General features: G+C 73.9%; 17 protein-coding genes. 3 read left to right on the top strand and 14 right to left on the bottom strand.

The annotated features are described in order from the left end of the window. Nucleotides 1-127 precede the first annotated feature (127 nt). Complete coding sequence (locus ACIP98_RS16650; protein ID WP_401976478.1) at nt 128-991, top strand: hypothetical protein; 864 nt, start codon at nt 128-130, stop codon at nt 989-991. Nucleotides 992-1,040: 49 nt separating this feature from the next. Next, the gene (locus ACIP98_RS16645; RefSeq protein ID WP_319663852.1) at nt 1,041-1,349 is read left to right on the top strand and encodes a hypothetical protein; all 309 of its coding nucleotides are present in this window, start codon (nt 1,041-1,043) and stop codon (nt 1,347-1,349) included. Between the two features lie 90 nt (nt 1,350-1,439). On the opposite strand, the gene ACIP98_RS16640 is transcribed toward ACIP98_RS16645, so the two are convergent. The 3 genes from ACIP98_RS16640 to ACIP98_RS16630 are packed head-to-tail and all read right to left on the bottom strand — an operon-like array spanning nt 1,440 to nt 7,758. Further along, complete coding sequence (locus ACIP98_RS16640) at nt 1,440-5,990, bottom strand: FtsK/SpoIIIE domain-containing protein (RefSeq protein WP_401976475.1); 4,551 nt, start codon at nt 5,988-5,990, stop codon at nt 1,440-1,442. Nucleotides 5,991-6,007: 17 nt separating this feature from the next. Beyond that, the gene (locus ACIP98_RS16635) at nt 6,008-7,183 is read right to left on the bottom strand and encodes a hypothetical protein (RefSeq protein WP_401976472.1); all 1,176 of its coding nucleotides are present in this window, start codon (nt 7,181-7,183) and stop codon (nt 6,008-6,010) included. Next, nucleotides 7,183-7,758 (bottom strand): sigma-70 family RNA polymerase sigma factor, encoded by a 576-nt coding sequence (locus tag ACIP98_RS16630; RefSeq protein ID WP_319663848.1) that lies wholly within the window; start codon nt 7,756-7,758, stop codon nt 7,183-7,185. Before ACIP98_RS16630 ends, ACIP98_RS16635 begins: the two co-directional genes overlap by 1 nt. Before the next feature lie 266 nt (nt 7,759-8,024). On the opposite strand from ACIP98_RS16630, the gene ACIP98_RS16625 reads away from it, so the two are divergent. Then, complete coding sequence (locus tag ACIP98_RS16625; RefSeq protein ID WP_319663847.1) at nt 8,025-9,002, top strand: RICIN domain-containing protein; 978 nt, start codon at nt 8,025-8,027, stop codon at nt 9,000-9,002. A 21-nt stretch (nt 9,003-9,023) separates the two neighbouring features. Here the strand turns inward: ACIP98_RS16625 and ACIP98_RS16620 are convergent, their stop codons facing one another. The 11 genes from ACIP98_RS16620 to ACIP98_RS16570 form a co-directional block, all read right to left on the bottom strand. Continuing rightward, on the bottom strand, nt 9,024-10,127 hold the full coding sequence (locus ACIP98_RS16620; RefSeq protein ID WP_319663846.1) for a PP2C family protein-serine/threonine phosphatase: 1,104 nt from the start codon (nt 10,125-10,127) through the stop codon (nt 9,024-9,026). A 119-nt stretch (nt 10,128-10,246) separates the two neighbouring features. Continuing rightward, nucleotides 10,247-11,005 carry an IclR family transcriptional regulator C-terminal domain-containing protein gene (locus ACIP98_RS16615; protein ID WP_319663845.1) on the bottom strand — a complete coding sequence of 253 codons (759 nt, stop codon included), beginning with the start codon at nt 11,003-11,005 and terminating at the stop codon, nt 10,247-10,249. Between the two features lie 58 nt (nt 11,006-11,063). Further along, nucleotides 11,064-12,182 (bottom strand): hypothetical protein, encoded by a 1,119-nt coding sequence (locus ACIP98_RS16610; protein WP_319663844.1) that lies wholly within the window; start codon nt 12,180-12,182, stop codon nt 11,064-11,066. 748 nt (nt 12,183-12,930) lie between these two features. Further along, nucleotides 12,931-14,310, bottom strand: a complete 1,380-nt coding sequence (locus ACIP98_RS16605) for a UDP-glucose/GDP-mannose dehydrogenase family protein (RefSeq protein ID WP_319663842.1) — start codon at nt 14,308-14,310, stop codon at nt 12,931-12,933. 169 nt (nt 14,311-14,479) lie between these two features. Beyond that, on the bottom strand, nt 14,480-15,646 hold the full coding sequence (locus tag ACIP98_RS16600) for a right-handed parallel beta-helix repeat-containing protein (RefSeq protein ID WP_319663841.1): 1,167 nt from the start codon (nt 15,644-15,646) through the stop codon (nt 14,480-14,482). Beyond that, nucleotides 15,643-17,502 carry a right-handed parallel beta-helix repeat-containing protein gene (locus ACIP98_RS16595; RefSeq protein WP_319663840.1) on the bottom strand — a complete coding sequence of 620 codons (1,860 nt, stop codon included), beginning with the start codon at nt 17,500-17,502 and terminating at the stop codon, nt 15,643-15,645. The genes ACIP98_RS16600 and ACIP98_RS16595 overlap by 4 nt, the downstream gene beginning before the upstream one ends. Beyond that, complete coding sequence (locus ACIP98_RS16590; RefSeq protein WP_319663839.1) at nt 17,499-18,788, bottom strand: glycosyltransferase family 2 protein; 1,290 nt, start codon at nt 18,786-18,788, stop codon at nt 17,499-17,501. Before ACIP98_RS16590 ends, ACIP98_RS16595 begins: the two co-directional genes overlap by 4 nt. Nucleotides 18,789-19,220: 432 nt before the next feature. Next, nucleotides 19,221-20,441, bottom strand: coding sequence for a ferritin-like protein (locus tag ACIP98_RS16585; protein ID WP_319663838.1), 1,221 nt, complete (start codon nt 20,439-20,441; stop codon nt 19,221-19,223). Nucleotides 20,442-20,712: 271 nt separating this feature from the next. Further along, complete coding sequence (locus ACIP98_RS16580; protein WP_401976466.1) at nt 20,713-21,387, bottom strand: YoaK family protein; 675 nt, start codon at nt 21,385-21,387, stop codon at nt 20,713-20,715. Nucleotides 21,388-21,450: 63 nt separating this feature from the next. Further along, complete coding sequence (locus tag ACIP98_RS16575; RefSeq protein WP_319663836.1) at nt 21,451-21,702, bottom strand: DUF3817 domain-containing protein; 252 nt, start codon at nt 21,700-21,702, stop codon at nt 21,451-21,453. Beyond that, on the bottom strand, nt 21,699-22,133 hold the full coding sequence (locus ACIP98_RS16570) for a hypothetical protein (RefSeq protein ID WP_319663835.1): 435 nt from the start codon (nt 22,131-22,133) through the stop codon (nt 21,699-21,701). The genes ACIP98_RS16575 and ACIP98_RS16570 overlap by 4 nt, the downstream gene beginning before the upstream one ends. Nucleotides 22,134-22,144: the final 11 nt, after the last annotated feature.

Here is a 22,144-nt window from a genome sequence, read left to right as displayed (position 1 = left end):
ACCACGCACGAACCCGGGGCGCGGTTCACGTGACCTGCGTTACACAAGCGCCCGGTGATGAACCACGGGGGCCACCCGTGCGTGGTCCTGCTGACCGGAGTCTCGACGGGGTAGCCGGGAGGCCCTCATGCCCGACAAACTCAAGATCGACTACGACGTCCTCAACGACGCCAAGACCGACCTGGACAACCTGGCGAGCGGCATCGGCCCGCTCTTCGACACCGGCCTGTTCGCGCAGCTCGGCAACGGCGACGGCACCGCGGTGCTCGGCGACGCCGGGCTGGCCTCGGCGCTGAGCAGCTTCTACGACAACGCCCATTCGACGATGACCCGGGCCGACAAGGGCATCAAGGAGCTGGCGAGCGCCTTCGGGTCGGTCGGCGAGGCGTTCTTGTCCTTCGACTCGGAACTGGCCCAGGGCATGGGCATCACGGGCAGCAACCTGGCCCTGCAGAACTACTACCGCGACAAAGACCTGTGGGACTACAAGCAGAAGCACATGGACCAGTGCGTGCCCGGACCGGACGGCTCGATGCCGGACTTCTGCTCGGCCACGGACCCGGGCCAGCCCCCGCTGGACCAGACGATCGAGACCGAGCGCGGCAGCGTCCACACCCAGCTGACGGTGGACGACAAGGGCAACGTGGTCAAGGAGGTGTCCACCGTCACGTACGACGGCAAGACGTACACCTCCACCACCAACTACAGCAACGACGGTCGTAGTTACACGACGGACACCTCGTACCCCGACGGGTCCACCGTCCACTCGGAGACCAACCTCAACACGGACGGCAGCGGCAGCATGGTCGTCACCAACAGCGACGGTGACAAGACCGAGTACACCCGCGGCCCGAAGGGCGCCGACGGCAATCAGCCGGACTGGGTCCAGGTCGGCGGCAACGACCCGGACGACGGCGACGGTGGCGGCGGTCACCAACCGCCCCCGCGCCCGACCGGTGGCGGCGGCGGTTCCAGGCCGAGCATCGCCTGACGGCAGCCCCTGCCGCGTTCCCCACTCGATCCCAGAAAGACAGGACACCATGGCTTACAACGGCATCAACCTCGACTACGCCAAGATCGAGGAGGTCGTCAACCTCCTCCACAACGCGCACGAGAACCTGCTCCCCACCCTGAGCAACCTGCGCAACCAGGTCAACGCGCTCGTCGACGACGGCATGGTCTTCCAGCAGTCCAGTGAGGTCATCCGGACCACCTACAACAACTTCGACACGAGCCTGCTCGCCGCGGTGAAGGGCATCAACGACTTCTCCGAGATGTTCAAGGGCATCAAGGAGAACGCGATCCAGTTCGACCAGGGCATCAGCAGCAGCCTGCAGGGCAACAACTGACCTTCGGGCCACGACGAGGGGGCCGGACCGGAAGCGTGCTTCCGGTCCGGCCCCCTCGTCGTACCGCCGTGGTGCGCGGGCCGTGCGCTCTCAGTCCGCCCGGAGCGTGGTCAGCGGCACCTGGACCGCCATCACCGTGCTGCCGGGACCCGCGGTCCAGCCGCGGCCGGGGTGGGTGACCCCGCGGACGACGCTGCCGGTCAGGCGCACACCGATCAGGTCGCCCTCGGCCATCGTCTTGGGGGCGAGCAGCAGGCCGCGGCGGGCCCGGCGGGCGCTGACCGTCCAGCCGCTCATGCCGCCCTGCAGACCGTCCGCCGAGGCGGCGTAGACCAGGCCGAGGCCCTGGTCGCGGCCGGAGAGGGCGATCTCCTTGAGGACCTTGTCGGCGGCCGGGTTCATCAGCAGGTCGGCGTCGTCGACCACGACCGCCCGCGGCCCGGGGAGCGCGTCCAGCGCCGCCCGCACGTCCTCCGCCGACGGGTCGGCGTCGGTGAGCACCCGGACCGTGCCGTGCCGGGCGAGGGCGCGCAGCGGCGACTCGCGGGGCGTGAGGACGACCAGGGAAGTGCCGCCGGCCAGCAGCGACACCGCCAGTGACGCGAGGGTGTTGCTGCGCCCGGACCCGGCGGGCCCGAGCACGCCGAAGACCGACGAGGAGCCGGCGAGGTCGGCACCGACCGGCTCGCCCGCGTCGCCGCCGACGCCGAGCAGGCCCCACAGCGGGCGCCGGAACTCGGCGGGCACCTTGTCGTAGGTGTCGGAGAACTCCACGGAGCGGGGCAGCGAGGCGATCTGGAACGGCCGGCGCGCCTGCGGCACGCGGGCGTCCCGCTTGCGGGCTTCGTCGCCGATGGTGCGCAGCGCCTCGGCCTGCTCGGTGCCGCCGCCCCGGGCGAGCAGCGCCACCTGGGTCTCGGTGCCGGTCAGGACGTGCCAGCCGCGGCCGGGCGGGATGTTGGAGGGGATCTTGCCCGGCATCAGGCCGACGGCCTGGTAGTCGCTGCGGTCGCCCTGGCGCAGCAGCAGCTTGTGGTCGTTGTGCGCCGCCATCCGGCCGCCCAGCAGGGAGCGTTCCGAGCTGGCGACGACGTGGATGCCGGCCGCGGCGCCCTCGCGCACCAGCCGGACGACCTCCTGGACCAGGGCTCCGTGGTCGTGGTCGTCCAGGATGGCCGACAGGGAGTCCCAGCCGTCGATGAGCAGCAGGATGTGGGCGGGGCGCTCGGACTCCGGCAGCAGGCGGCGCAGTTCGGCGATGCCGGTCGCGTTGTGCTGCTGGGCCAAGTCCTGACGGTTCGTCAGTTCCTGGTTGAGTCGGCGCAGCAGGCGGCCCAGGCGCTCCATGTCGTGCCGGGAGACCACGGCGCCGCAGTGCGGGAGCGAGCTGAGGGCGGCGAGACCGCCGCCGCCCGCGTCGATGCCGTACAGGTGCACGTCCGCGCTGCTCACCGCGCGCGCCGCGGAACCGGCCAGGGTGCGCAGCACCTGGGTGCGGCCGGAGCGCGGGGAGCCGATGACGTACAGGTGGCCGAACGTGGCGAGGTCGGCGACGGCGACCCGGCGCTGCTGCAGCGCCGGAACGTCCTCGAGCGCGTACGGGATGAGCAGCCGGCCCTCGCGGGTGGTGCCCATGGCCTCCAGGTCCGCCAGCAGCATCTCCTCCGAGAGCGGCGGCAGCCACGGGCTGGCCTCGGGCGTGAAGTCCTCCAGCCCGTCCGCGGCGGCCCTGATCTCGGCGACCAGCATCTGCAGGTCGGTCGGCGCCGGGGCCTGCGGGGCGCCGGCTGCGACGGTGACCGTCTCGGCGGGCAGCGTGGCGGACCGGCCCAGTCCGTCCCAGGACAGCTCCGCGGCGCGGACCGGCTTGCGCTTCCCGGCCTCGTCCTCGACCGCGCCCGCCTCCTTGGGACGGGGGCGTTCGGCGCCGACCCAGGCGGTCTGGAACGGCTCGGACTGCTTCGGACCGCGGCGGATCAGGGCCCGTCCCGGGGTGGCCGACGAGATGTCGACGGCGTCCCGGGTGTCGATGATGTCCTGGCTCTCGTTCTGGTCGGTGACCCGCAGCGCGATCCGCAGGTTCGTGTTGGCCCGGATGTCGCCGGTCACCACACCCGCCGGACGCTGGGTGGCCAGGATCAGGTGGATGCCGAGCGAACGGCCGCGCTGGGCGATGCTGATCAGACCGGGGACGAAGTCGGGGACCTCGCGGACCAGGGTCGCGAACTCGTCGATCACCAGCAGCAGCCGGGGAAGCGGCTTCAGACTCGGGTCGGCGGCCCGCTTGGCCTGGTACTCGGGGTGGTCCTTGGCGTCGGCGGCCGCGAGCACGTGTTCGCGGCGGCGCAGTTCGGCGCCGAGCGACTCCAGGGCCCGCTCCACCAGGTGGGCGTCGAGGTCGGTGACCATGCCCAGGGTGTGCGGCAGTTGCGCGCACTCCTTGAAGGCGCTGCCGCCCTTGTAGTCGATCAGGACGAAGGTCAGCTCGTCGGGTCGGTTGGCGGCGGCGAGCGAGGCGACGAAGGTCTGCAGCAGCTCGGACTTGCCGGAGCCGGTGGTGCCGGCGACCAGTCCGTGCGGGCCGTCCTGCACCAGGTCCAGGGAGAGCGGCCCGTCGAAGCCGGTGCCGATCACGAAGGACGTGGACGCGGGCCGGTTCCGCCAGCCCTCCAGGAGGGCTTCCGCGTTCGGCGGCTCCTGGTCCAGCAGGTCCAGCAGCGCCACCCGCTGGGGGAGCCCGGCGTCGTGCTCGGGGCTGACGTCGCGCACCGGGGCCAGCGCGCGGGCCAGTTGCTCGCACCACTGCGGCGCGACCTGGTCGGCGCGGACCGACGGGACGTCGGGGGTGCCGGGCCGCTTGACGGTCAGGCGGCCGCCGGCGGCGAGCACCACGCCGGTGCTCTCCTCGGGCAGCAGCCGCTCCTGGTCGTCCAGGCAGACGCTGAAGACGCGGACGCCCGGGCCCTCGGTGAGCACCTGCACCATGCCGGGCACGTCGCGCAGGCGCCGGGCGCCGTCGGCGATCACCAGCACGTCGGGGCCGCCGGGTCCGGCGTTGCGGTCGGTGCCGGCCGCCCGCTTGCGCGCCTGGATCTGCGAGACCAGCTCGCCGACACGGGCGTTGGTGGACTCCGGGTCGTTGCCGATCAGCACCACGGGTCCCGCGGTGGCCGCGGGCCGCAGGTGCGCCAGCCACCGCACCCAGGCCCAGTCGGCGGCCCGCTCGGGCTCGGTGAGGACGACGATCCGCAGGTCCCGCGGGCTGTGCAGGACGGCCGCCTGGACCACCAGCCAGCGGGCGAGCGGCTGCACGTCCGCCGCCGGGCCGGCGAGGCCGACCACGCCGTGCGCGGGGATGTCGACGCCGATGGGCGTGTCCGGGATGTTCCAGCGGATCGAGCGGTGGTTCTCGTCGCGGGAGGGGTCCTCCAGCTCACGGAGCGAGGGCTGGTCGGCGGTGCCCAGCCGGAGCACCAGGTGGTCCGGGTCGTGCCGGCGCCGCTCCCACAGCCGGCCGCCGGGACCGGTGGCGATCAGGGCGACCGCGGCCGGGTCGGGGCCGGTGACGTTGCGCACCCGGCGCTCCCGGGCGACGGCCTCCCGGACGCCCTCCTCCAGCGTGGCGCGGCGGCGGGAGTACTGCCGCTCCGCCTCCTCGTAGTCCTTGCGGGAGGTGCGGCGGCCGGTCACCCAGTTCGTCACCAGCATCGCCGGGCCGAGCATGATGAAGACCAGGTAGTAGTACGACTTGAAGACGCTGATCATGAAGAAGCCGAGGATCACCGGCGACAGCATCATCACGGCCGGGAACGGGCGCTTGTTCGGCGGCGTCGGCGGCGACGGCAGCCGGACCCGCTCGGCGTCCAGGTGCGGGGCGATCCGCGGCGGGCGGTTGTAGTCGATCCCGTAGCCGTCCGCGGAGGGCGTCACCGCGGCGTCCGGCTCGACGGGACCGCTCAGGCGCAGCAGCACCGCCCCGACGGTCAGGTCCTCACCGGCCGGCCACGGCACGGGCTGCCCGGGGGCGCCGGTGCGCTCGGTGGCCGCGCGCGGCGGGCGGATCCGGCGCAGCGCCGTCACCGCGTCGTCCGGCGGCGGTGCGGCCACCCGGGCCCGCACCGTCTCGCCGGGCAGTTCCCCGGTGCGGTGCCAGGAGGCGGTGCCGTCCGCGGCGACCGTCACCCACAGGCCGCGGACGGGGACGCCCTCGGCCGCGGCGTCGAGCCGGATCGCGCAGAGCGGGTCGGAGCCGATCTCGTGGCTGCCGGGACCGAGCCGCCAGGTCCGCCCGGCGCCGGGGCCGGACACGACGTGCAGCTCGGCCAGTTCCAGTTCGTCGTCGCCGGCCAGGCGCACCAGGTCGGCGGTCCCGGCGGGGGCGCCCAGTCCCAGCAGGCTGCCCTCCCGGACCCCGGTGCCGGCCACCGGCGCGGCGGGGTCGAGGCGGGTGCCGCCGGCGTACAGGGGCCGGGCGGCGGGGGCGGCGGCGGCCGCCCACTCCGGTCCGTGGCCGGCGGCCGGCTGCTCCTCGTGCTCCAGGGCGGCGGCGAGCTCGCCGACGGTGGCGTCGGCGGGCAGCCGCAGCTGGTGGTCGCGGCGGAGTCCGTCCGCGCTGTCCACGGTGGTGATGGTGAGGTTCACGATGTCCCGTCGGTGCGTCAGGGCGTCGGGGGCGCGGCGGAGACGCCGGCGATGCCGGACGTCGTGGGCTCGGCGAGGTCGTCCAGGCCGTCGTCGGCGACGGCGGTGGACGGGGTCCGGACGGCGGCCCGGGCCGGGGGCGTCTCGGAGGTGACACCGAGCGTGAAGTCGGGCTCGGCCAGGTCGTCGTGGGGTGCCGCGGCGACGCCTGCGGGCAGGACGTCGGGATGCTCCACGGGCGCGATCTGGACCGGCGGCTCGTCGTCGGGGCCGGGGCCGCCGGACGCCGGGTGGGGCGGCAGCGCGTTCAGCGCCTTCACCACGGCGCGCGCGAGCGGCAGGGCGTCGATCCGCCCGACGGCGGGGGCGCCGTGGACGGTGAGCATCCCGTCCGGGGAGGCGGCCAGCAGCCGCACCCGGCCGCGGGCCGGGCCGAGGGTCAACAGCCGGACGTCGTCCGGCACCGGCCGGGACGGCGCCTGCGCGGTGACCACGAAGCCGACGCCCGGCTGGTCCACGATCTCGTCCGCGGGGCGGCCCGGGTGGCGCGGGTGGACGCCGTCGGAGACCGCCACCGTGCCCGCCGGGAGGCGCACCTCCAGCTGGGCCGCGAGCGCCTGGAGGACCGCGCGGGCGGTCCGGGGCGCGCCGTGCACGGAGACCGCGGTGGGGCCGGTGGCCAGGTCGAGGAGGACGGCGTGGCGCCCGTCGGTGCCCGCACAGACCAGGAGCGGCGCGGCGGCCCCGCCGGCGCCGCCGACGTCGCCGCGGGAGATCCACCACAGCAGCGGGTCGGCGGGGTCCGCGGCCCACGGCTCCGGCGGGACGGGGGCCGGGGAGCCGTTCGCCGTTCCCGCGGCCACCAGCACCCCGAGCAGGTCCGGGCCGGCGAGCACCCCGTACGGGCGGGCCGTCGGGTCCACGTCACCGGCCATGGCCACGGCGCGCTCGGCGTCGGCCCACAGGTCCCGGTCCCGCAGCAGCCGCACCAGCAGCCGCAGCCCGCTCCGGTAGCGGATCTCGGTCCGCACCGGCCCCGTGAACGCCCGGACCGTCAGCCGTGCTTCGTGCCGTGTACGGCGCAGCAGCGCCTTCCATCCGCCCCCGCGCCTGACGAGCCAGTGCGTCACCGCCACCACGAGGATGACGGCGCCGGCCAGCCCGAACCAGGTGGTCAGCCCACCGTCGCCCATCACGCCGCGGCCTTTCCGCGAGCGGCGCCCTGCGCCGGGCGGCCGTAGCCGCGCGCGCCCAGCTCGTCGCGGAGCGCCCGTATGCCGTGGTGGGTGCGGGACTTCACGGTGCCGCGCGGCACCCCGAGGCTCCGGGCGACGTCCTCGCCGGCCTCACCGAGCAGGTGCACCCGGGTGACCGCCTCGCGGTGCGCCGGGGCCAGCGTGTGCAGGGCGTCGACCAGCAGGCGGCGGTCCCCGACCTCGTCCGCGTGGTCCGGGACGCAGGCGGTGGTCGCCGCGGCGAAGTCGTCGGGGGTGACGCCGACCGGCACGGTCCGGTTCCTGCGGACCCGGTCGGCGACGAGGTTGCGGGCGACCCGGAACAGCCACATGCGGATCGGACGGTCGCGCCACTCCAGGAGCGGCGCGTGCTGCCAGGCCCGGAGCAGGGTCTCCTGGACCACGTCCTCCACGGTGTGGGGGTCGCGTCCTATCAGTCCCGCGACATAGCGACGGAGACTGTCCCGTTCGGCGACGAGGAGCCCGACGGCGTCGGCCAGGTCGTCCGCACGGTCATGGTCGGCGAGGCTCACAATCTCCCCAGGAGTCGGAAGTGTTTGCGGCGGTGTTTGTGGCGCAGATCAAATCAGCGCCCGTCATCGGGCGTACACCGCACTCGGGGCGAGGGCGGCCGGAAAACGGCCGACCGTTCACTCCGGTGATGGTACAGCCGCCAGAATTCGCTACCGTGTCCCTGCCCCCTCGAACGCCTCAGCGGATCGGGCCGGGGCGGCGGATTTCCCCCGCAAGCCCCTAAGGGGCATTTCCGATGAATTCTTCTCGGCTTCAAGGAGGCGACGTGCCGTCCGTTCTCTCTCCCAAGTCCTCCGGGTCCGCCACGGACCCGGGCGACGACCAGGCGGCACGGTTCACCGAGTCCTTCGCCCGGCGCCCCACCCTGCCGCGTCGCGGGCTGCTGCCCGGCGCCCGTGTGTGGGCCACCACCGTCGGGGTGGTGGCGCTGGCCGTGGCGGGCGTCCTGATCGTGCCCCTGCTGGCACGAATAGACCTGTTCTCCGAGTCCCCGGCGACCTCCGTCAGGACGGTCGCGGGAGCCACCCCGGACGCGGCGGCGACCGCGCCCGGTAGCCCCGTGCCCTCGGCGCGGGCGGGCCGGCAGCCCGCGGGCCAGCTGCCCCGGTCCGCGGCCGCGGGCACGGTCGGGGGCGGTTCCGGCGGTTCCGGCTCCGGTGGCGTCGGCCTGCCGGCCGCGGGCACCGGTGGCGGCACCGGCACGGGCACCGGGACATCGGGGGCGCAGTCCGGCACCGGCACCAAGGAGCAGCCCTCCGGCACCGTGCACAGCGGCGGTACCAAGACGACCGCCTCCGCGACCCCCGGCGGCTCGTCGGGCGGCGGGTCCGGCGGCGGCACGGGCACGGTGCCCGGCACGGCCCTGGTCGGCAACGCCTCCCAGCGCTGCATCGACGTCACCGACGCAAACGACGGCAAGGGCAAGGACGGCACCCCGCTGCAGATCTGGAACTGCAACGGCAGGGCCAACCAAAAGTGGGAATTCGCCTCCGACGGCACTCTGCGCGCACTCGGCCTCTGCATGGATGTGGCATGGGGATCCCATGAAAATGGCGCTGTCATTCAACTCGCGAACTGCCACGACAGCGGCGCCCAGCAGTTCCGGCTCAGTGCCGCGGGCGACCTGGTGAACCCTCAGGCCGACAAATGCGTGGACGTGGTGGACGAGGGAACCGGCGCCGGCACCCGGCTCCAGCTGTGGACCTGCAACGGCCAGTCCAACCAGAAGTGGCACAAGGGCTGACGGCCGCCCCCGGGGCCGGACTCAGACCGCCGCCGGCTTGCGCATCAGGAGGAGCGCGGCATCGTCGTGGAGCCGGCCGCCGACATGGCTGAGCAGTTCGTCGCCGAGCGTGCTCAGCGTGCGGGACGGCTCGTCGGTCAGGTGCAGCGGGACCCGGTCGGCGAGCGGGTAGAACTCGCGGTCGCGGTTGCGGGCTTCGATGACGCCGTCGGTGTAGAGCAGCAGTTGGTCGCCGTCGGCGAAGGGCACCACCTGCAGGGCCGGCGCCTGGCCGGTCAGCGCCCGCAGCCCCAACGGCGGCGCGGGGTGCGGCGGTTCGACGGGCTGTACGGTCCGGACGCCGCCGCTGTCGCCACCGCGCATCAGCAGCGGCGGCGCGTGGCCGCAGTTGACGACCTCCAGGCGGTCGGCGCCGGGATGGCCGGTGACGACGGCGGTGACGAAGTCGTCCGGGCCGAGGTTGCGGGCGAGGCTGCGCTCGATGCGGGCGACGACGTCGAGGAGGTCGGGCTCGTCGTAGGCGGCCTCGCGGAAGACGCCCAGCACGAGGGCGGCGGTACCGACCGCGGGCAGGCCCTTGCCGCGCACGTCCCCGACGATCACCCGGACCCCGTACGGGCTGTGGACCAGGGCGTACAGGTCGCCGCCGATCCGGGCCTCGGCCGCGGCGGCGCTGTAGCGGACGGCCACCTGGAACCGGCCGACGGTGGCCGGGACCGGCTGGAGCAGCGCGTGCTGGGCGGCCTCGGCGACCGAGCGCACCGCGGCCAGGACGCGTTCGCGGCGCACCCGCAGCCGGCTGGCCAGGGCGCCGGCGAGGGTGACGGCGACCAGGGTACACAGCACGATGGTCTGTTCCCGTCCCGGCCCGTCGCCCCGGCACCCGGCGAGGGAGCCCAGTGTCACGGCGAGCAGGCCGACCGCCAGCACGCCGCAGGGCCGGCAGGTGACGGCGGCCAGCGCCGGCACGACCGCCAGCAGCGGCAGCCATCCGGGCCCGGCGCCGATCGCGACCGCGGCGAGCGCGACGGTGCACAGCAGGAGTACGGGAAGGGCCGCGGCGAGGCGGGAGCCGGCGGCGAACGGGCGGTGGTGCTCGAGGTCTCGGTTCGGGGCGCTGGTCATGTCCGCTTCCGCACTTCTCCCGTTCACGACGCACGCGCGGGACGCGACGTCTGGATGTCCGCTTTGTCCAATGGACTCCAGGGAACAGGGCAGACCGGGCGGCGGCAAGGGCCGCGTTTTCAGATAGTGAGCGACAGGCTCCGGGTGACCCGGCCCGCCGCCGCGAGCAGCCGGGACCGGACCTGTTCGGCCTGCGGAAGCCGGCCGGCCGGCAGGGAGACGCCCAGCGACCCGAGGACGTCGCCGCAGCGGACGGGCACGGCCAGGCAGACGGTGCCGAGCACGTACTCCTCCAGGTCCGTCACCGCGGGGGCCAGCGGTGGCGCGTCGAGCTGCCGGAGCAGTTCCGGGCGGTCGGTGACGGTTTTCGGCGTGAGGTCGGCGAGGGGGTGCCGGGACAGGTAGTCCTGGCGGCCCTCGCCGTCGAGTTCGCGCAGCACGCACTTGCCGAGCGCGGTGGCGTGCCCGGCCTCCTCGGACCCCACCCACAGGTCGACGCGCGGGGCCCGGGGCCCGTCGACGATCTCGGCCACACGGATCTCGCCGTCCTCGTAGAACGTCAGGTAGGCCGCCGCCGACACCTCGTCCCGCAGGACGGCCAGCGTCGGCCGGACCCGGGTCAGCAGGCACTGGGCCCGGCCGCCGGTCGACAGCGAGTGCAGGTGGTCGCCGAGGACGAAGCCGCCGTCGTCCAGTTTCCGTGCGTAGCCGTCGTGGCACAGGGTCCGCAGCAGGTGGTAGGCCGTGGGCAGGGGCAGGCCCACCTCGCGTGCCAGCTGCTTCGCCGGGGCGCCGCCCTCGTGTGCCCCTATGGCCTCCATCAGGCGGAAAGCTCGCTGGACGGACGTGATGAGCGTCGGGCCGTCCTGAGCACCCATGCCCCCAGCCTGCGCCGGGCGCACCGGCCGGGCAACCCCCCTGCCCCGCGACCGGGCGCTACAGGACCAGTGCCAGCACGAGCACGACCACCACCAGCGCGGCCACCGCCACGGCGGCCGCCTGCACCACCCGCCGCCGGGAGGGGAGCGGGACGACCTCCAGGCCGGAACGGCCGGGGAAGACGTAGAAGACCCGGTCCGGATCCTGGTCGGCGACGAGCCGGGCAAGGGGCAGGTGGCGGATGGTGACGCGGCGGGCGACCTCGCCGGGGGTGCGGCCCAGCCGGGGGGCGATCGCCTCGTGGTGCTCGTGCTCCAGGTCGGCCGGCAGACCGGCGCGGGAGGAGGTCAGGACCGTCTCGCGCCAGTCGCCGGCGGACCGGGCGCGGCGCCGCGCCCGTTGGGGCGGCCGCTTGCGGGGCAGCGTCACCGCGTCGGCGCGGTCGCGCTCCTCGATGACGGCGCCGGTCCATGTGGTGAGCACGCCGGTGCCGCCGCAGGCGTCGTGCGGGACGGTGCCGGAGCCCTTGCACTGCGGGCACGGGACGGACCCGCGGCCTTCGCACTTGGGGCACTCCGTACGGGCCCGGCCCGCGCACTTGGGGCAGGCGGCGCGCGGGCTGCGGCACTTCGCGCACCGTACCCGCTCGGGCGAGGCCGCGGCCGGGACCGCGGGCGTACCGTCCGCCGCGCCGCGGCGCGCGGACGCGCGGTCACGGGCGCGGCCGGTGCCCTCGCACGCGGTGCAGGGGTCCAGGCCGCGGCAGCCGGCGCAGACGACGGTGGTCTCGCAGGGGATGTCGCCGCGGCCCTCGCACCGCTTGCAGTGCCATGTCCCGTTGCCGCACTCGCAGGCCCGCTCGCGTATGGAGTCCCGCTGGACGAGCTCGATCCGCCGCGACCGGCCGGCCTCCGGCGGCGGGTCGACCTTGTGGGTGGTCAGCTCGGTGTAGACCGCGCGCTTCGACAGGTCGATCCGGCCCTTGTGGGTCCGCGCGCTCTCGGTGCGCGTCTCCGTGGTCCGCACGATCCGGCAGTCCAGCAGCGAGTGCCAGGAGATCCGCACGGCGGTGGGGGCGCCGAACCGGACGGGGCCGCCGCTGCGCTCGGACAGGTGCCGCTCGACGGCCCGGAGGACGTCCTCGTCGGTCGGCGGTGCGGAAGGCGTTCCGGACAAGGCGTCAACTCCCCATCGCCGGTGGATCAGAAGTGAACAGACCGCAGAGTACGGTCGCCCCGACCGGCCATCAAGAAGACGGGGGTTCGCCGGGACACACGTGCCCCTGCCGCCCCTCCGGGCCCCCCGGCCACACGGGCGAACGGGCGAACGGCCTCCGACGCTCCTGCCCCACCGCCTGAGGAGCCGCTCGACGCGGAGCAGTGTCGTTGCGTGACTCCGCGGCCACGGCGTCCGCGAGGACCGGACGGGCACGGCTCCCGGGGGTCTCGGCGACCGGTAGGACCCCCGGCCTCGCCGCACCCGCGTTCGCCCCGCCGACCCGCTTCGCCGTGCCCGGCTGGGCCGGGCACCTGCCGGGCCAGTACCTCACGCCGCGGCTGACGGCGGGCGACGGCTACCCGGCACAGCGCAAACACCCGCTCGCCTCCGCGCCGGACGGCTCAGGCCACATCGAGCTCCCCGTCGACCGCGTCGCCGCGGGATCCACCGCTCGGGTCCGCCCGGTCGGACGGGCGCGGCGGTTCGACACCGCGGACGTCCACACGGCAGAGCGGCGGAAGGGCAGGGCCACCGGCCAGGGCCCCGTCCCGAGCCCGCGCGGCCGGGTCCGGCGACCGCCGCGGCAGCCGCGTCCGGGGCAGCGCGGTCCCCGGCACCGGCGGACCACCCACCGGGCCCGGCGCCCGCCCGGCGGGAGGGTGATGCCCCGGCGGGCCCCCGCTCGTGGGGCCCGCCGGGTCGTGGCTCAGGGGCGGCCGAGGGCGCGGTACTCCCAGCCCGCGGTGCGCCACTGGACCGGGTCCAGGGCGTGCCGGCCGTCCACGATGCGGCGGGAGGCGACCACGGCGCCCATCGCCTCGGGGTCGATCTGCCGGAACTCGGTCCACTCGGTGAGCAGGACGACGACGTCGGCGCCGGTCGCCGCGGAGAGCGCGTCGGTGCCGTAGGACAGCTCCGGGTGGCTGCGCCGCGCGTTCTCGGTGGCGGCCGGGTCGACGACGGTGACGTGGGCGCCGAGCTCGTGCAGGGTGCGCGCCACGTCCAGCGCGGGCGCGTCGCGGATGTCGTCGGAGTTGGGCTTGAAGGCGGCGCCCAGGGCGGTCACCCGCACCCCGGTGAGATCGCCGCCCGCCATCTCGCGCACGAGGTCGACGGTGCGGGCGCGGCGGCGCTTGTTGATGCCGTCCACCTCGCGGAGGAAGGCGACGGCCTGGCCGACGCCGAGCTCCTCGGCGCGGTGCGCGAAGGCCCGGATGTCCTTGGGGAGGCAGCCGCCGCCGAAGCCGAGGCCGGGCTTGAGGAAGCGCCCGCCGATCCGGTCGTCGTACGCCAGCGCCTCGGCGAGGCCGGTGACGTCTCCGCCGGTGGCCTCGCAGACCTCGGCCATGGCGTTGATGTACGAGATCTTGGTGGCGAGGAAGGAGTTGGCCGCGACCTTGACCAGTTCCGCGGTGGTGAGGTCGGTGACGACCACCGGGGTGTCCCGCGCGATCACCGGGGCGAAGGCGGCGCGCAGCTGCTCCTCGGCCCAGGGCGAGGCGATGCCGAAGACCAGCCGGTCCGGGCGCAGGGTGTCGTCCACGGCGTAGCCCTCGCGCAGGAACTCGGGGTTCCAGGCGAGTTCGACCTCGGAGCCGGCCGGAGCCGTGGTCCGCACCAGCTCGGTGAGCCGGGCCGCGGTGCCCACCGGGACGGTGGACTTGCCGACGACCAGGGCACGCCGGCGCAGGTGACGGGCGAGTTCGGTCACCGCACCGTCGACGTAGGTCATGTCGGCCGCGTCGGAACCCCGTTGCTGGGGCGTGCCCACGCAGATGAAGTGGACGTCGCCGAACTCCGCGGCCTCCTCGAAGCTGGTCGTGAAGCGCAGCCGCCCGGAGTCCAGGGCCTTGGCGAGCAGTTCGGGCAGACCGGGCTCGAAGAAGGGCACCTCGCCCCCGGCGAGCCGCTCGATCTTGACCGGGTCGACGTCCACGCCCAGCACGTCGAAGCCGAGGACGGCCATGCAGATGGCGTGCGTGGCACCGAGGTATCCGGTGCCTATGACGGTGAGGCGGGGGGCCGTCCCGTCGGCTTCGCCGGGTCTGGCGCCGGCGACGTCCTCCGCGAGGGTGATGGCTGCCATGATCGCTCCAGGGTGTCTCGGTGTCTTCGCGTGTCGGGGGTGGTGCGGGGCGCCGCGGATCACGGCGCCCCGGGGCGTGGTCCGCGGCCGCGGCGGCCCGCCCTCAGGACGGGCCCCGCACGACGGCGGGTCCGGGGGTGTGGCGGGGCGGCGGGCCGGACGCGGTGCGTCAGTCGGCGCAGTCGGTGTTGGTCAGGCCCTTCCCCGCGCCGGTGACCTTGTTGTCGCAGGTCACCTTGTTGCCGTTGACGGGTGTGAGGTTGAAGCCGTAGCCCGGGCCGTCCACGTGCGCGACGTTGCCCTTGAAGGTGTTGCCGCGGCCCCAGCCCTTGAGGATCTCGTGCGTCTGGAAGCCGTCCGCGGCCGCGTGGCTTCCGGTGTTGAAGGAGATCGTCCAGCTGTTGCCCTTGACGTCGACCCACGAGTCGTTGTGGTCCCCGGACAGGTCGGAACCGTCGAAGGTGTTGCGGGTGACGGTGCCCCCGGTGGTGCCTTCCTTGATGTCGATCGACTCGGCGGTGGTGGCGCTGATGCGGTTGCCGGTGACCACGTTGCGGTCGCTGTTGTCCGGCTTGCACTTGCTGACCGTGCACCAGTTGGACTCGGCGCTGCCGATGTACACGCCCTCGCCGAACTTGGGCTTGCGCAGGCCGGTGTCGCGGACCGTGTTGCCGCGGACGACGTTGTCGCTGCTGAAGTTCCGCAGGTGGATGGCCTCGTCGCCGATGTGCTCCACCGTCAGGCCCTGGATGACGGCGTGCTCGACGTGGTCGGCCATCACGCCCTTCTGGCCGTTGCGCACGGTGAAGCCCACCAGCCGCCAGTAGCTGGCGCCGTCGAGGTGGAAGGCGTAGCCGCCGGCGACGTCACCGGCGTCGATCACCGCGCCGGGGCCGCCGCAGACCCAGATCGGGCGGTCGGAGGTGCCCGCGGTCTCGGCGGTGAACTTGTCCTTGTAGGTGCCGTCGGCGAGCCCGATGACGTCGCCGGGCATGGCGTTCTCCAGGGCGTCGTCCAGCGACTTGGCGTCGCCGACCATGACGGTCGGCGCCGGGCAGGTGACCGAGCCGGCGGAGGCGGTGGCGGTGTCGGTGGGCTCCGGCGAGGACGGCGGCTGTGACGGTGACGGCGCGCCGAGCGGCCCGGTGGCGGGCGCGGTCGGCTCCTCGGCCGGCGCCTGCGGGGCGGACGGCGAGGCACTGCGCACGGTGTCGCCCGCGGCGCCGGTGCGGGAGGCGTCCCCGCCGCCGCCCGAGGCCACCGCGACGATCAGCGCGACGACGGCAATGACGAGGGCGGCCCCGGAGACCCACATGGCCCGCGTTCCCTGCTTCATTCGGCCATCACCGGGACCCGGTCCTGACCGGCGAGCTGGATCTCGCGGACGTTGTCCTTGGGCAGCGGGCGCTTGTCCAGGTAGGGGTGGCGGCCGAGCTGCCGGGTGCGCCGGCCGCGCTGGCCGAGGGCCGCGGAGACGACGATGAGCAACAGGATGGCCGCCCACAGCAGGGTCATCGGGCTCGCGTAGTGCTTGAACTTCACCCAGAACGAACTGGTGTCGTACCAGGCGAAGGTCTGGTTCTCCTTCACCGTGGCGTCGCCGCTGGCGCGGGTGCGGTCGACGGCGCTCGGGCCGACGCCGGCGATCACGTTGTAGGAGATCGTGGATCCCCCGATGTCCCCGACCAGCGAGACGCCGTGGTTGCCCGCGTTCTCGACGGTGTTGCCGCGTACCTCGGCGACGGAGTCGCGCACGTACACGGCCGTGTCGGCGTTCTCCACGATGTTGCCGGTGACCTTGGCGCCGGTCACCCCGTCGCGTACGGAGATGCCCTGCCGGGACTGGCCGATCAGGTGGTTGCCGGTGACGGCGACCTTCTCCGCGTCCTTGCGGACCACGATGCCCATGTCCCCGCCGTTGACGGTGTTGTCCTGCACGCCGACGTCGGTGCCGCCGAGCACCTCGATGCCGTAGTGGCCGTTGTCCTTGGCGGTGCTGCTGGACACCGAGTTGGAGCCGTAGTTGCTGACGGACTGGCCGGAGGCGGACGGGCCGTGGGCCAGCGGCTGGCCGCTGATCGTGAAGCCGTTGCCGCCGTTGCCGATCGACTTGGAGCCGGTCACGCGAACCTGCTGGGTGGCGCGGGCCATGACGAAGCCGTCACCGCCGTTGTCCCGGGACACCGTCTTCTCGACGACGGCGTTGGTGACGTAGCGGTGCAGCACGAGGCCGTCCTGCAGGCTGTCGCGGATGGTGGTGGAGTCGATGGTCACCCCGGTGGCGCCGGAGGCGAACAGCCCGTAGGCGTTGCCGGTCACGGTGGAGTGGCTGATGTCCGCCGACACGTAGGACAGCTTCGGCACGGTGAAGCGGCTGTCCGGGTTGCTCAGGTTGCCCGCGGGTCCGGCCAGCACGCCGCTGCTGCTGAGCTGCCCGGAGTCCTCCTCGTCGGTGGAGTCCGGGCCGTCGAGGCTGCCGGTGTTGGGGCGGTCGGTTCCGGTGAGGCTGAGCCCTCCGGTCCGGCCGCTCCAGAAGCCCAGGTCGGAGATGTCCGCGTAGGTCATGGAGAACTGGCCGCCGATGGCGCGGATGTAGGCCCGCCCGTCCCGGGGGTCGGTGTCGGGCTTGTTCTTCTGCGGGTCCCAGCCGGTGACCTTGAAGTGCGCCTGCGGGGCGCCGTCGAACATGATCCGGCCGCCGAAGGAGACGATGGAGACGAAGCCCAGCCGGCTGCTGGCCAGGTGCAGGTTCAGCCCGCCGGGGTTGGACAGCCGCAGCTTGGCGCCGGAGTTCAGATAGATGTTCTCGGTCAGCAGGTAGGAACCGTCCGGCTTGCGCACGAACGTCTGCGGCGCGAGCTTCAGCAGGTCGGCGACGGTGTACACCTGGCTGCGCCGGGTCAGTACGAGGGTGTAGCCGCCGGTCGTCTCCAGCCGGTACGGCTTGGTGTACTTCAGGTCCTTCAGCGACGCGACCGCGGCGATCGCGCGGATCTGGTCGAGCCGGTGGTCCTCACCGGCGACCAGCGCGGTCTGCGTCTCGGACTCCTCGGCGGTGTACTGCGAGGTCGTGTCCCCGGAGTCGTCGGCGAGGGCGGGCACGGCCGGGGCGAGCAGCAGCGCTGTGAGGGGCAGCGCCGCCGCGGCCCGCAGCGCGAGGCGGACGCGCCGCGCGGGTATCGGGCGGTTCATGACTGGAGGGCCCCCAAGCCGGAGGTGGCGGTGGTCTGCGTCGTGCCGAGCGATGCGGAGTCCTGGCCCTCGCCGCCGATGGTGTCGCTGCTGCGGGTGAGCCAGCCCTGCTTGTTCATCGTGGCGAAGGCGTACAGCTTGATGGGGAGCGAGATCATGATGACCACCAGGGCCAGCAGCGGCAGCAGCAGCACCTCGTGGGGGTGCTTGCGCAGGTGCGAGTAGCCGCGCACCCCGCGGCCGACGAGCAGCCAGATCAGCGCCAGCACGATGCCGCGGACGCTCAGGTCGAGGCGGCTGAAGACCAGGTAGCCGACGGCCATGCCCATGGTGACGGGGGTGAGCAGGATCTGCAGCACCGTGATCTTGGTGACCAGCGGCTGGCGCCACAGCCAGCCCTTGTACACCGCGGTGAGGTAGCAGCGGTAGGAGTTGCGGCTCCAGCGCACCCGCTGCTTGACGAACGCGCGGAAGGACGAGGGGAACATCGACAGCGCGCGGGCCGAGGACTGGTGGACCGTCTTGTAGCCGGAAGCCAGAACCAGCCAGGTGAGCCGTCCGTCGTCGCCGGCTATGCAGCGGCGGCCGAGGAAGAACTCGTCCTCCAGGTTGGTCAGTACGGGCGTGATCGCCGCGCGGCGGTAGGCCGCGGTGCGCCCGGAGAGGCAGGCCACCGCGCCGGCCCGGCCCATGGCGGGGACGTAGTCGTAGTAGCGGAGGTTGACCAGCCAGTCGGCTATGCGGCGCCAGACACTGGACCCGCGGAGATAGACGTTCTGCTGGGTGCCGACGCCGCCGACCGCGGGGTCGACGAAGGGCATCTGCACGGCGTCCAGCAGTCCGGGCTCCCAGCGGGTGTCGGAGTCGACCAGGACGACCACCTCACCGCTGGCCGCGCGTATGCCCACGCCGAGCGCGGACCGCTTGCCGCGGTGCTCGAAGGCGATCACGCGCACCCGGGGGTCGGTCACCTGCGACAGCCGGCGGAGCACCTCGTGGTCCTCCACGTCGGGAACGATGATCACCTCCATCGGGTTCTGCGCGAGCCAGGTGTCCAGGCAGTCCAGGAGGATGTCGGGGTCCTCCCGGTAGGCGGGCACCACGACGGAGGTGGTGGTACGGAAGTTGTTCACCACGGGTCTCGCGAACCGGGACAGCACCGCCCGGTAGAGCCAGAGTCCCCACACGAACACACCGGCGAGGCCCAGCGGCATCACGTCCCGCCAGGACGTCTCACCCACCGCCTCCACCAGCCATGACCAGGACGAGTCCAAGAAACTCGACATGAAAAAGGCCCCCACACGAACCGGGTCAAACACGATTGACCAAAAAAGCGACGCAAGCGACTCAGGTACGGAAAATCTAAGGCATCAAACACAACGCCTTCACGTGGGTTACACAAACTTCACTTTGGTCACGAAGGCCCCTTCATGCAGGGAAGTGCTCTCGGTGAACCGGAACCGATCGGACAACGGCCGAGATTGACGGCTCGGCCGACGAGACCGAAGGTCGCCACCCGCTCTCTATCAGGCCGGGACCCCCACAGCTTCCACCGGGTCGGCTCCGCTCCGGCACCCGGCACCCGGGAGCGGCGGGCACTGACGCTCCGTAACCTGTGTGGCCGATGTCACATCACCGCATCGGACCTGGTGAACGCGCGATGAACGCCCCCTCGGGAGGCCCCGATTGTCCGCTTCGTCCAGCGGCCCGGGCGGCGGTCAGTGGACCGGCGGCCCGCCGTGGGCGGTGGCGAGGCGGCCTCCCGCGGGGTGCACGACGTGGAACTGGGGACCGTAGGTGCGGCCGCTGCCGTCGGGGAGGGGCATCTCCATGAGCCGGACGGCGGGCTCCTCCAGTTGCCGCATCACCTTGACCGCCGTGTCCAGCGCGTGGGCGTCGCCGGTGCCCCAGGCGGTCTGGAGGCCGCGCAGCATCTCGCTGAACCGGACGTCGAAGTGCTGCAGCAGACGGCCGGGTTCACGCGCCGGACGGGCCCAGCCACCGGCCGGCACCACACCCATGGGGCGGACCTCGGGGAACGGGACGAGGTCGCCGGTGAACTCCCACAGCCCGCCGACCCGGCGCAGGGCGCGCCCGTGGTAGATCTCGGCGAAGGCGTAGTAGTGGCCGAGGGCGCCATGGGACAGGTGCGCCTGGGGCGAGGAGGACGTGCCCTCGCCCTGCTCCTTGATGATCTCGATCGCCCACTCGACGTCGGCCGGCGTGCGGATCGGCCGCAGCCCGTCGCCGCCGACCCGCTGGGTCATCTGGCCGCGGGCGGTGAGCCGGGGCCGGACGCCGCGGAAGGCCTCCAGCAGCCCGTCGTAGAAGTCGCCGATGGTGGGCGGCCCGCCCAGCGAGCGCAGCAGCGGGTTCTCGGGCATCTCGATGCCCATCATCACGTCGTGGACGTATCCCTTGGTGAGCCCGGACAGGTACACCGTGAGCTCGCTGCGCACACCGCCCGGCAGCGGCCCCGGGTACGCCGGCACCGCGCCCGCGATCCAGGGGCGGCCGCCGACGGCGGTGAGCATGTTGCAGGCCAGGCCCATGTGGAACATCTCGTCCATGACGATGCTCCGGAGCCTGCGGGCCACCGCGCCGCGGCGGTCCTTCACCGACCACCAGGCGCACAGGTACGGCGGGATGGTCGACAGCTCCAGTTGCACCGCCACCTGCAGGGCCTGCCGGATCCAGCGCACGTCACGGCCGGGCGCGGGGATCTCCAGCAGCCGGGCGACCGTGCCGCGCCGCACCGGCGCGGCGGCGGGCGCGGCAGGCGCGGCGGCGTGGGACGGGGCGCCCAGGACGACGGGCGCCGCGGCGGCCAGCGCGGCCGAGGCGACGAAGCCCCGCCTGCCCAGGGCCGCGGCGTCGTCGTGCGCGTCGGCCGGGCCGTCGCACGGCCGGTTGTCGGTGTCGTCGCGGCGCTGAGTCACCCAGTTCTCCGTCCCGAGGGGCCGTCTGCGGAGGGTGGCGAAGCTACCAGCCGGCGCCGGCGCCCCCGGGGCGCTGCGCCCGGCGTGGCGGCGGGCTCCGCCCGTGCGGCGCAACGTGCCGCACGGGCCGTGCGGCCGTTTGGGACGCCGGAGGCGGGGCAGCCGACGGTCGCGGCGGAACGGCCGCGGGTGTGTGGGGAAAGAACTCCGGGCGCCGGGTTTCCCCCGGCCCGGCGTCCGGTGCCTCCTCGCCTCGCTCCTGACGCCCCGTTCACTCCCGCGAGCCGGGCAGGGCCGCGAGGGCGACGGCGGCGAGCAGCAGCAGCGCCGGGGCGAGCGCGACGGCGTTGCCGCAGCGGATCTGCAGCAGGCCGCCGGTGAGGGCCCCCGCGAACATCGCCGCCACCGACAGCACCCGGCGCGGCGTGGCCGGTCCCGGGCGGTCCGCGGCGAGCCCCGTCACCGTGAGGGTGAGCACGGTGGTCGTCAGATCGGGCACGGCGAGCTTGCGGACCACGGCGTTCTGCAGGCCCATCCCCAACGCGAGCAGCGCGATCGGCACGTACCGGGAGGTGCCCGCGGCGCAGGCGCCGATCGCGGCCGCCACCAGCACCGCGTGCGCGGCCACCAGCAGCGTGAACAGCCGTACGGGGTGCGCGACCCGCAGCACCAGCCGCCCGCCGGCCGCCGCCCCGGCGAAGAACGCCGCCCCCGCGGCCACCGACGCCACCGCGGACAGCGCGTGGTCACCGGCCAGCGCGAATCCCAGGAAGACCACGTTGCCGGTCATGTTGGCCACGAAGACCCGGCCGAGGCCGAGGTAGCTGACGGCGTCCACCACGCCCGTGACGAAGGTCAGGACGACCAGCAGCGGCGGCAGCACCCCGTGGTGGCCGGGCGTGCCGGGGAAGAGGCGGGCGGCGGCCCGGCCGAGCGTCGGTTCCATGACGGAAGCCTGGCCGCGGCCGCGACGGGGCGCCACCACCCGTTCCGGGCGGGGGTGTTGCGGTCACGGCGCGGGCAGCCTGCGCAGCGCCAGCAGACCGCCGACGCCCGGGACCAGGGCGCGGATCCGGGCTCCGGTGGCCGAACCGTCCGCCCGGTGGACGGCGATGACGACCCAGAGCCAGGCGCAGCCGTGGACCGGACCCATGAGGGAGGAGACCGGCGGCAGATGGACGGTGGCGAGGTTGGCGAGCAGCACCGCCAGCGAGAGCAGTTCGACGGCGGAGGCGATCCGCAGCGGGCGCACCGCGGTCACGCTCCCGTCGTCGAACCGGGGCGGACGATCATCAGTACGGTGACCGTCGCCCAGAGCAGGTTGAAGACACCGGTGAGCATGGCGAGGCGCCCGACGGTCCCGCCCGGGTCTCTCCCCTGGTCGAGCGCGGCGAGCACCGCCTCCTGTCGCGGCAGGACGAGCAGGCCGAGCACCCCGGCGGCCGCGGCCGTCAGGGAGATGGAGGTGACGAGCCAGGCGTCCCCGAGGACGCCCATGCTGCCGGCCGTGGCGAGCCCGAACACCGGGACGGCCACACCGAGACCCGCGTACACCCGGCAGATGCGGTGCAACAGCGGTGCCGACCGCGGTGCCCGGCGGACCATGCGGGGGAACATGCTCGCGGCCACGGTGACCGGGCCGACGGCGACGATCGCGGCCAGAACGTGGACCGCGAGAAGGAACTTGGTCACGGGCGGCGTCC

The organism is Streptomyces sp. NPDC088354 (genome assembly GCF_044753585.1).
Classification (GTDB): Bacteria; Actinomycetota; Actinomycetes; order Streptomycetales; family Streptomycetaceae; genus Actinacidiphila.
The sequence above is the reverse complement of the archived record's forward strand: the minus strand, read 5'-3'. Positions and strand labels throughout refer to the sequence as shown.

Excerpts from the sequence above, each read along its gene's own strand:
- ACIP98_RS16650 (WP_401976478.1), top strand. The coding sequence starts at position 128 with ATGCCCGACAAACTCAAGATCGACTACGACGTCCTCAACGACGCCAAG.
- ACIP98_RS16645 (WP_319663852.1), top strand. The coding sequence starts at position 1,041 with ATGGCTTACAACGGCATCAACCTCGACTACGCCAAGATCGAGGAGGTC.
- ACIP98_RS16635 (WP_401976472.1), bottom strand. The coding sequence starts at position 7,183 with ATGGGCGACGGTGGGCTGACCACCTGGTTCGGGCTGGCCGGCGCCGTC.
- ACIP98_RS16620 (WP_319663846.1), bottom strand. The coding sequence starts at position 10,127 with ATGACCAGCGCCCCGAACCGAGACCTCGAGCACCACCGCCCGTTCGCC.
- ACIP98_RS16615 (WP_319663845.1), bottom strand. The coding sequence starts at position 11,005 with ATGGGTGCTCAGGACGGCCCGACGCTCATCACGTCCGTCCAGCGAGCT.
- ACIP98_RS16605 (WP_319663842.1), bottom strand. The coding sequence starts at position 14,310 with ATGGCAGCCATCACCCTCGCGGAGGACGTCGCCGGCGCCAGACCCGGC.
- ACIP98_RS16600 (WP_319663841.1), bottom strand. The coding sequence starts at position 15,646 with ATGAAGCAGGGAACGCGGGCCATGTGGGTCTCCGGGGCCGCCCTCGTC.
- ACIP98_RS16595 (WP_319663840.1), bottom strand. The coding sequence starts at position 17,502 with ATGAACCGCCCGATACCCGCGCGGCGCGTCCGCCTCGCGCTGCGGGCC.
- ACIP98_RS16590 (WP_319663839.1), bottom strand. The coding sequence starts at position 18,788 with ATGTCGAGTTTCTTGGACTCGTCCTGGTCATGGCTGGTGGAGGCGGTG.
- ACIP98_RS16580 (WP_401976466.1), bottom strand. The coding sequence starts at position 21,387 with ATGGAACCGACGCTCGGCCGGGCCGCCGCCCGCCTCTTCCCCGGCACG.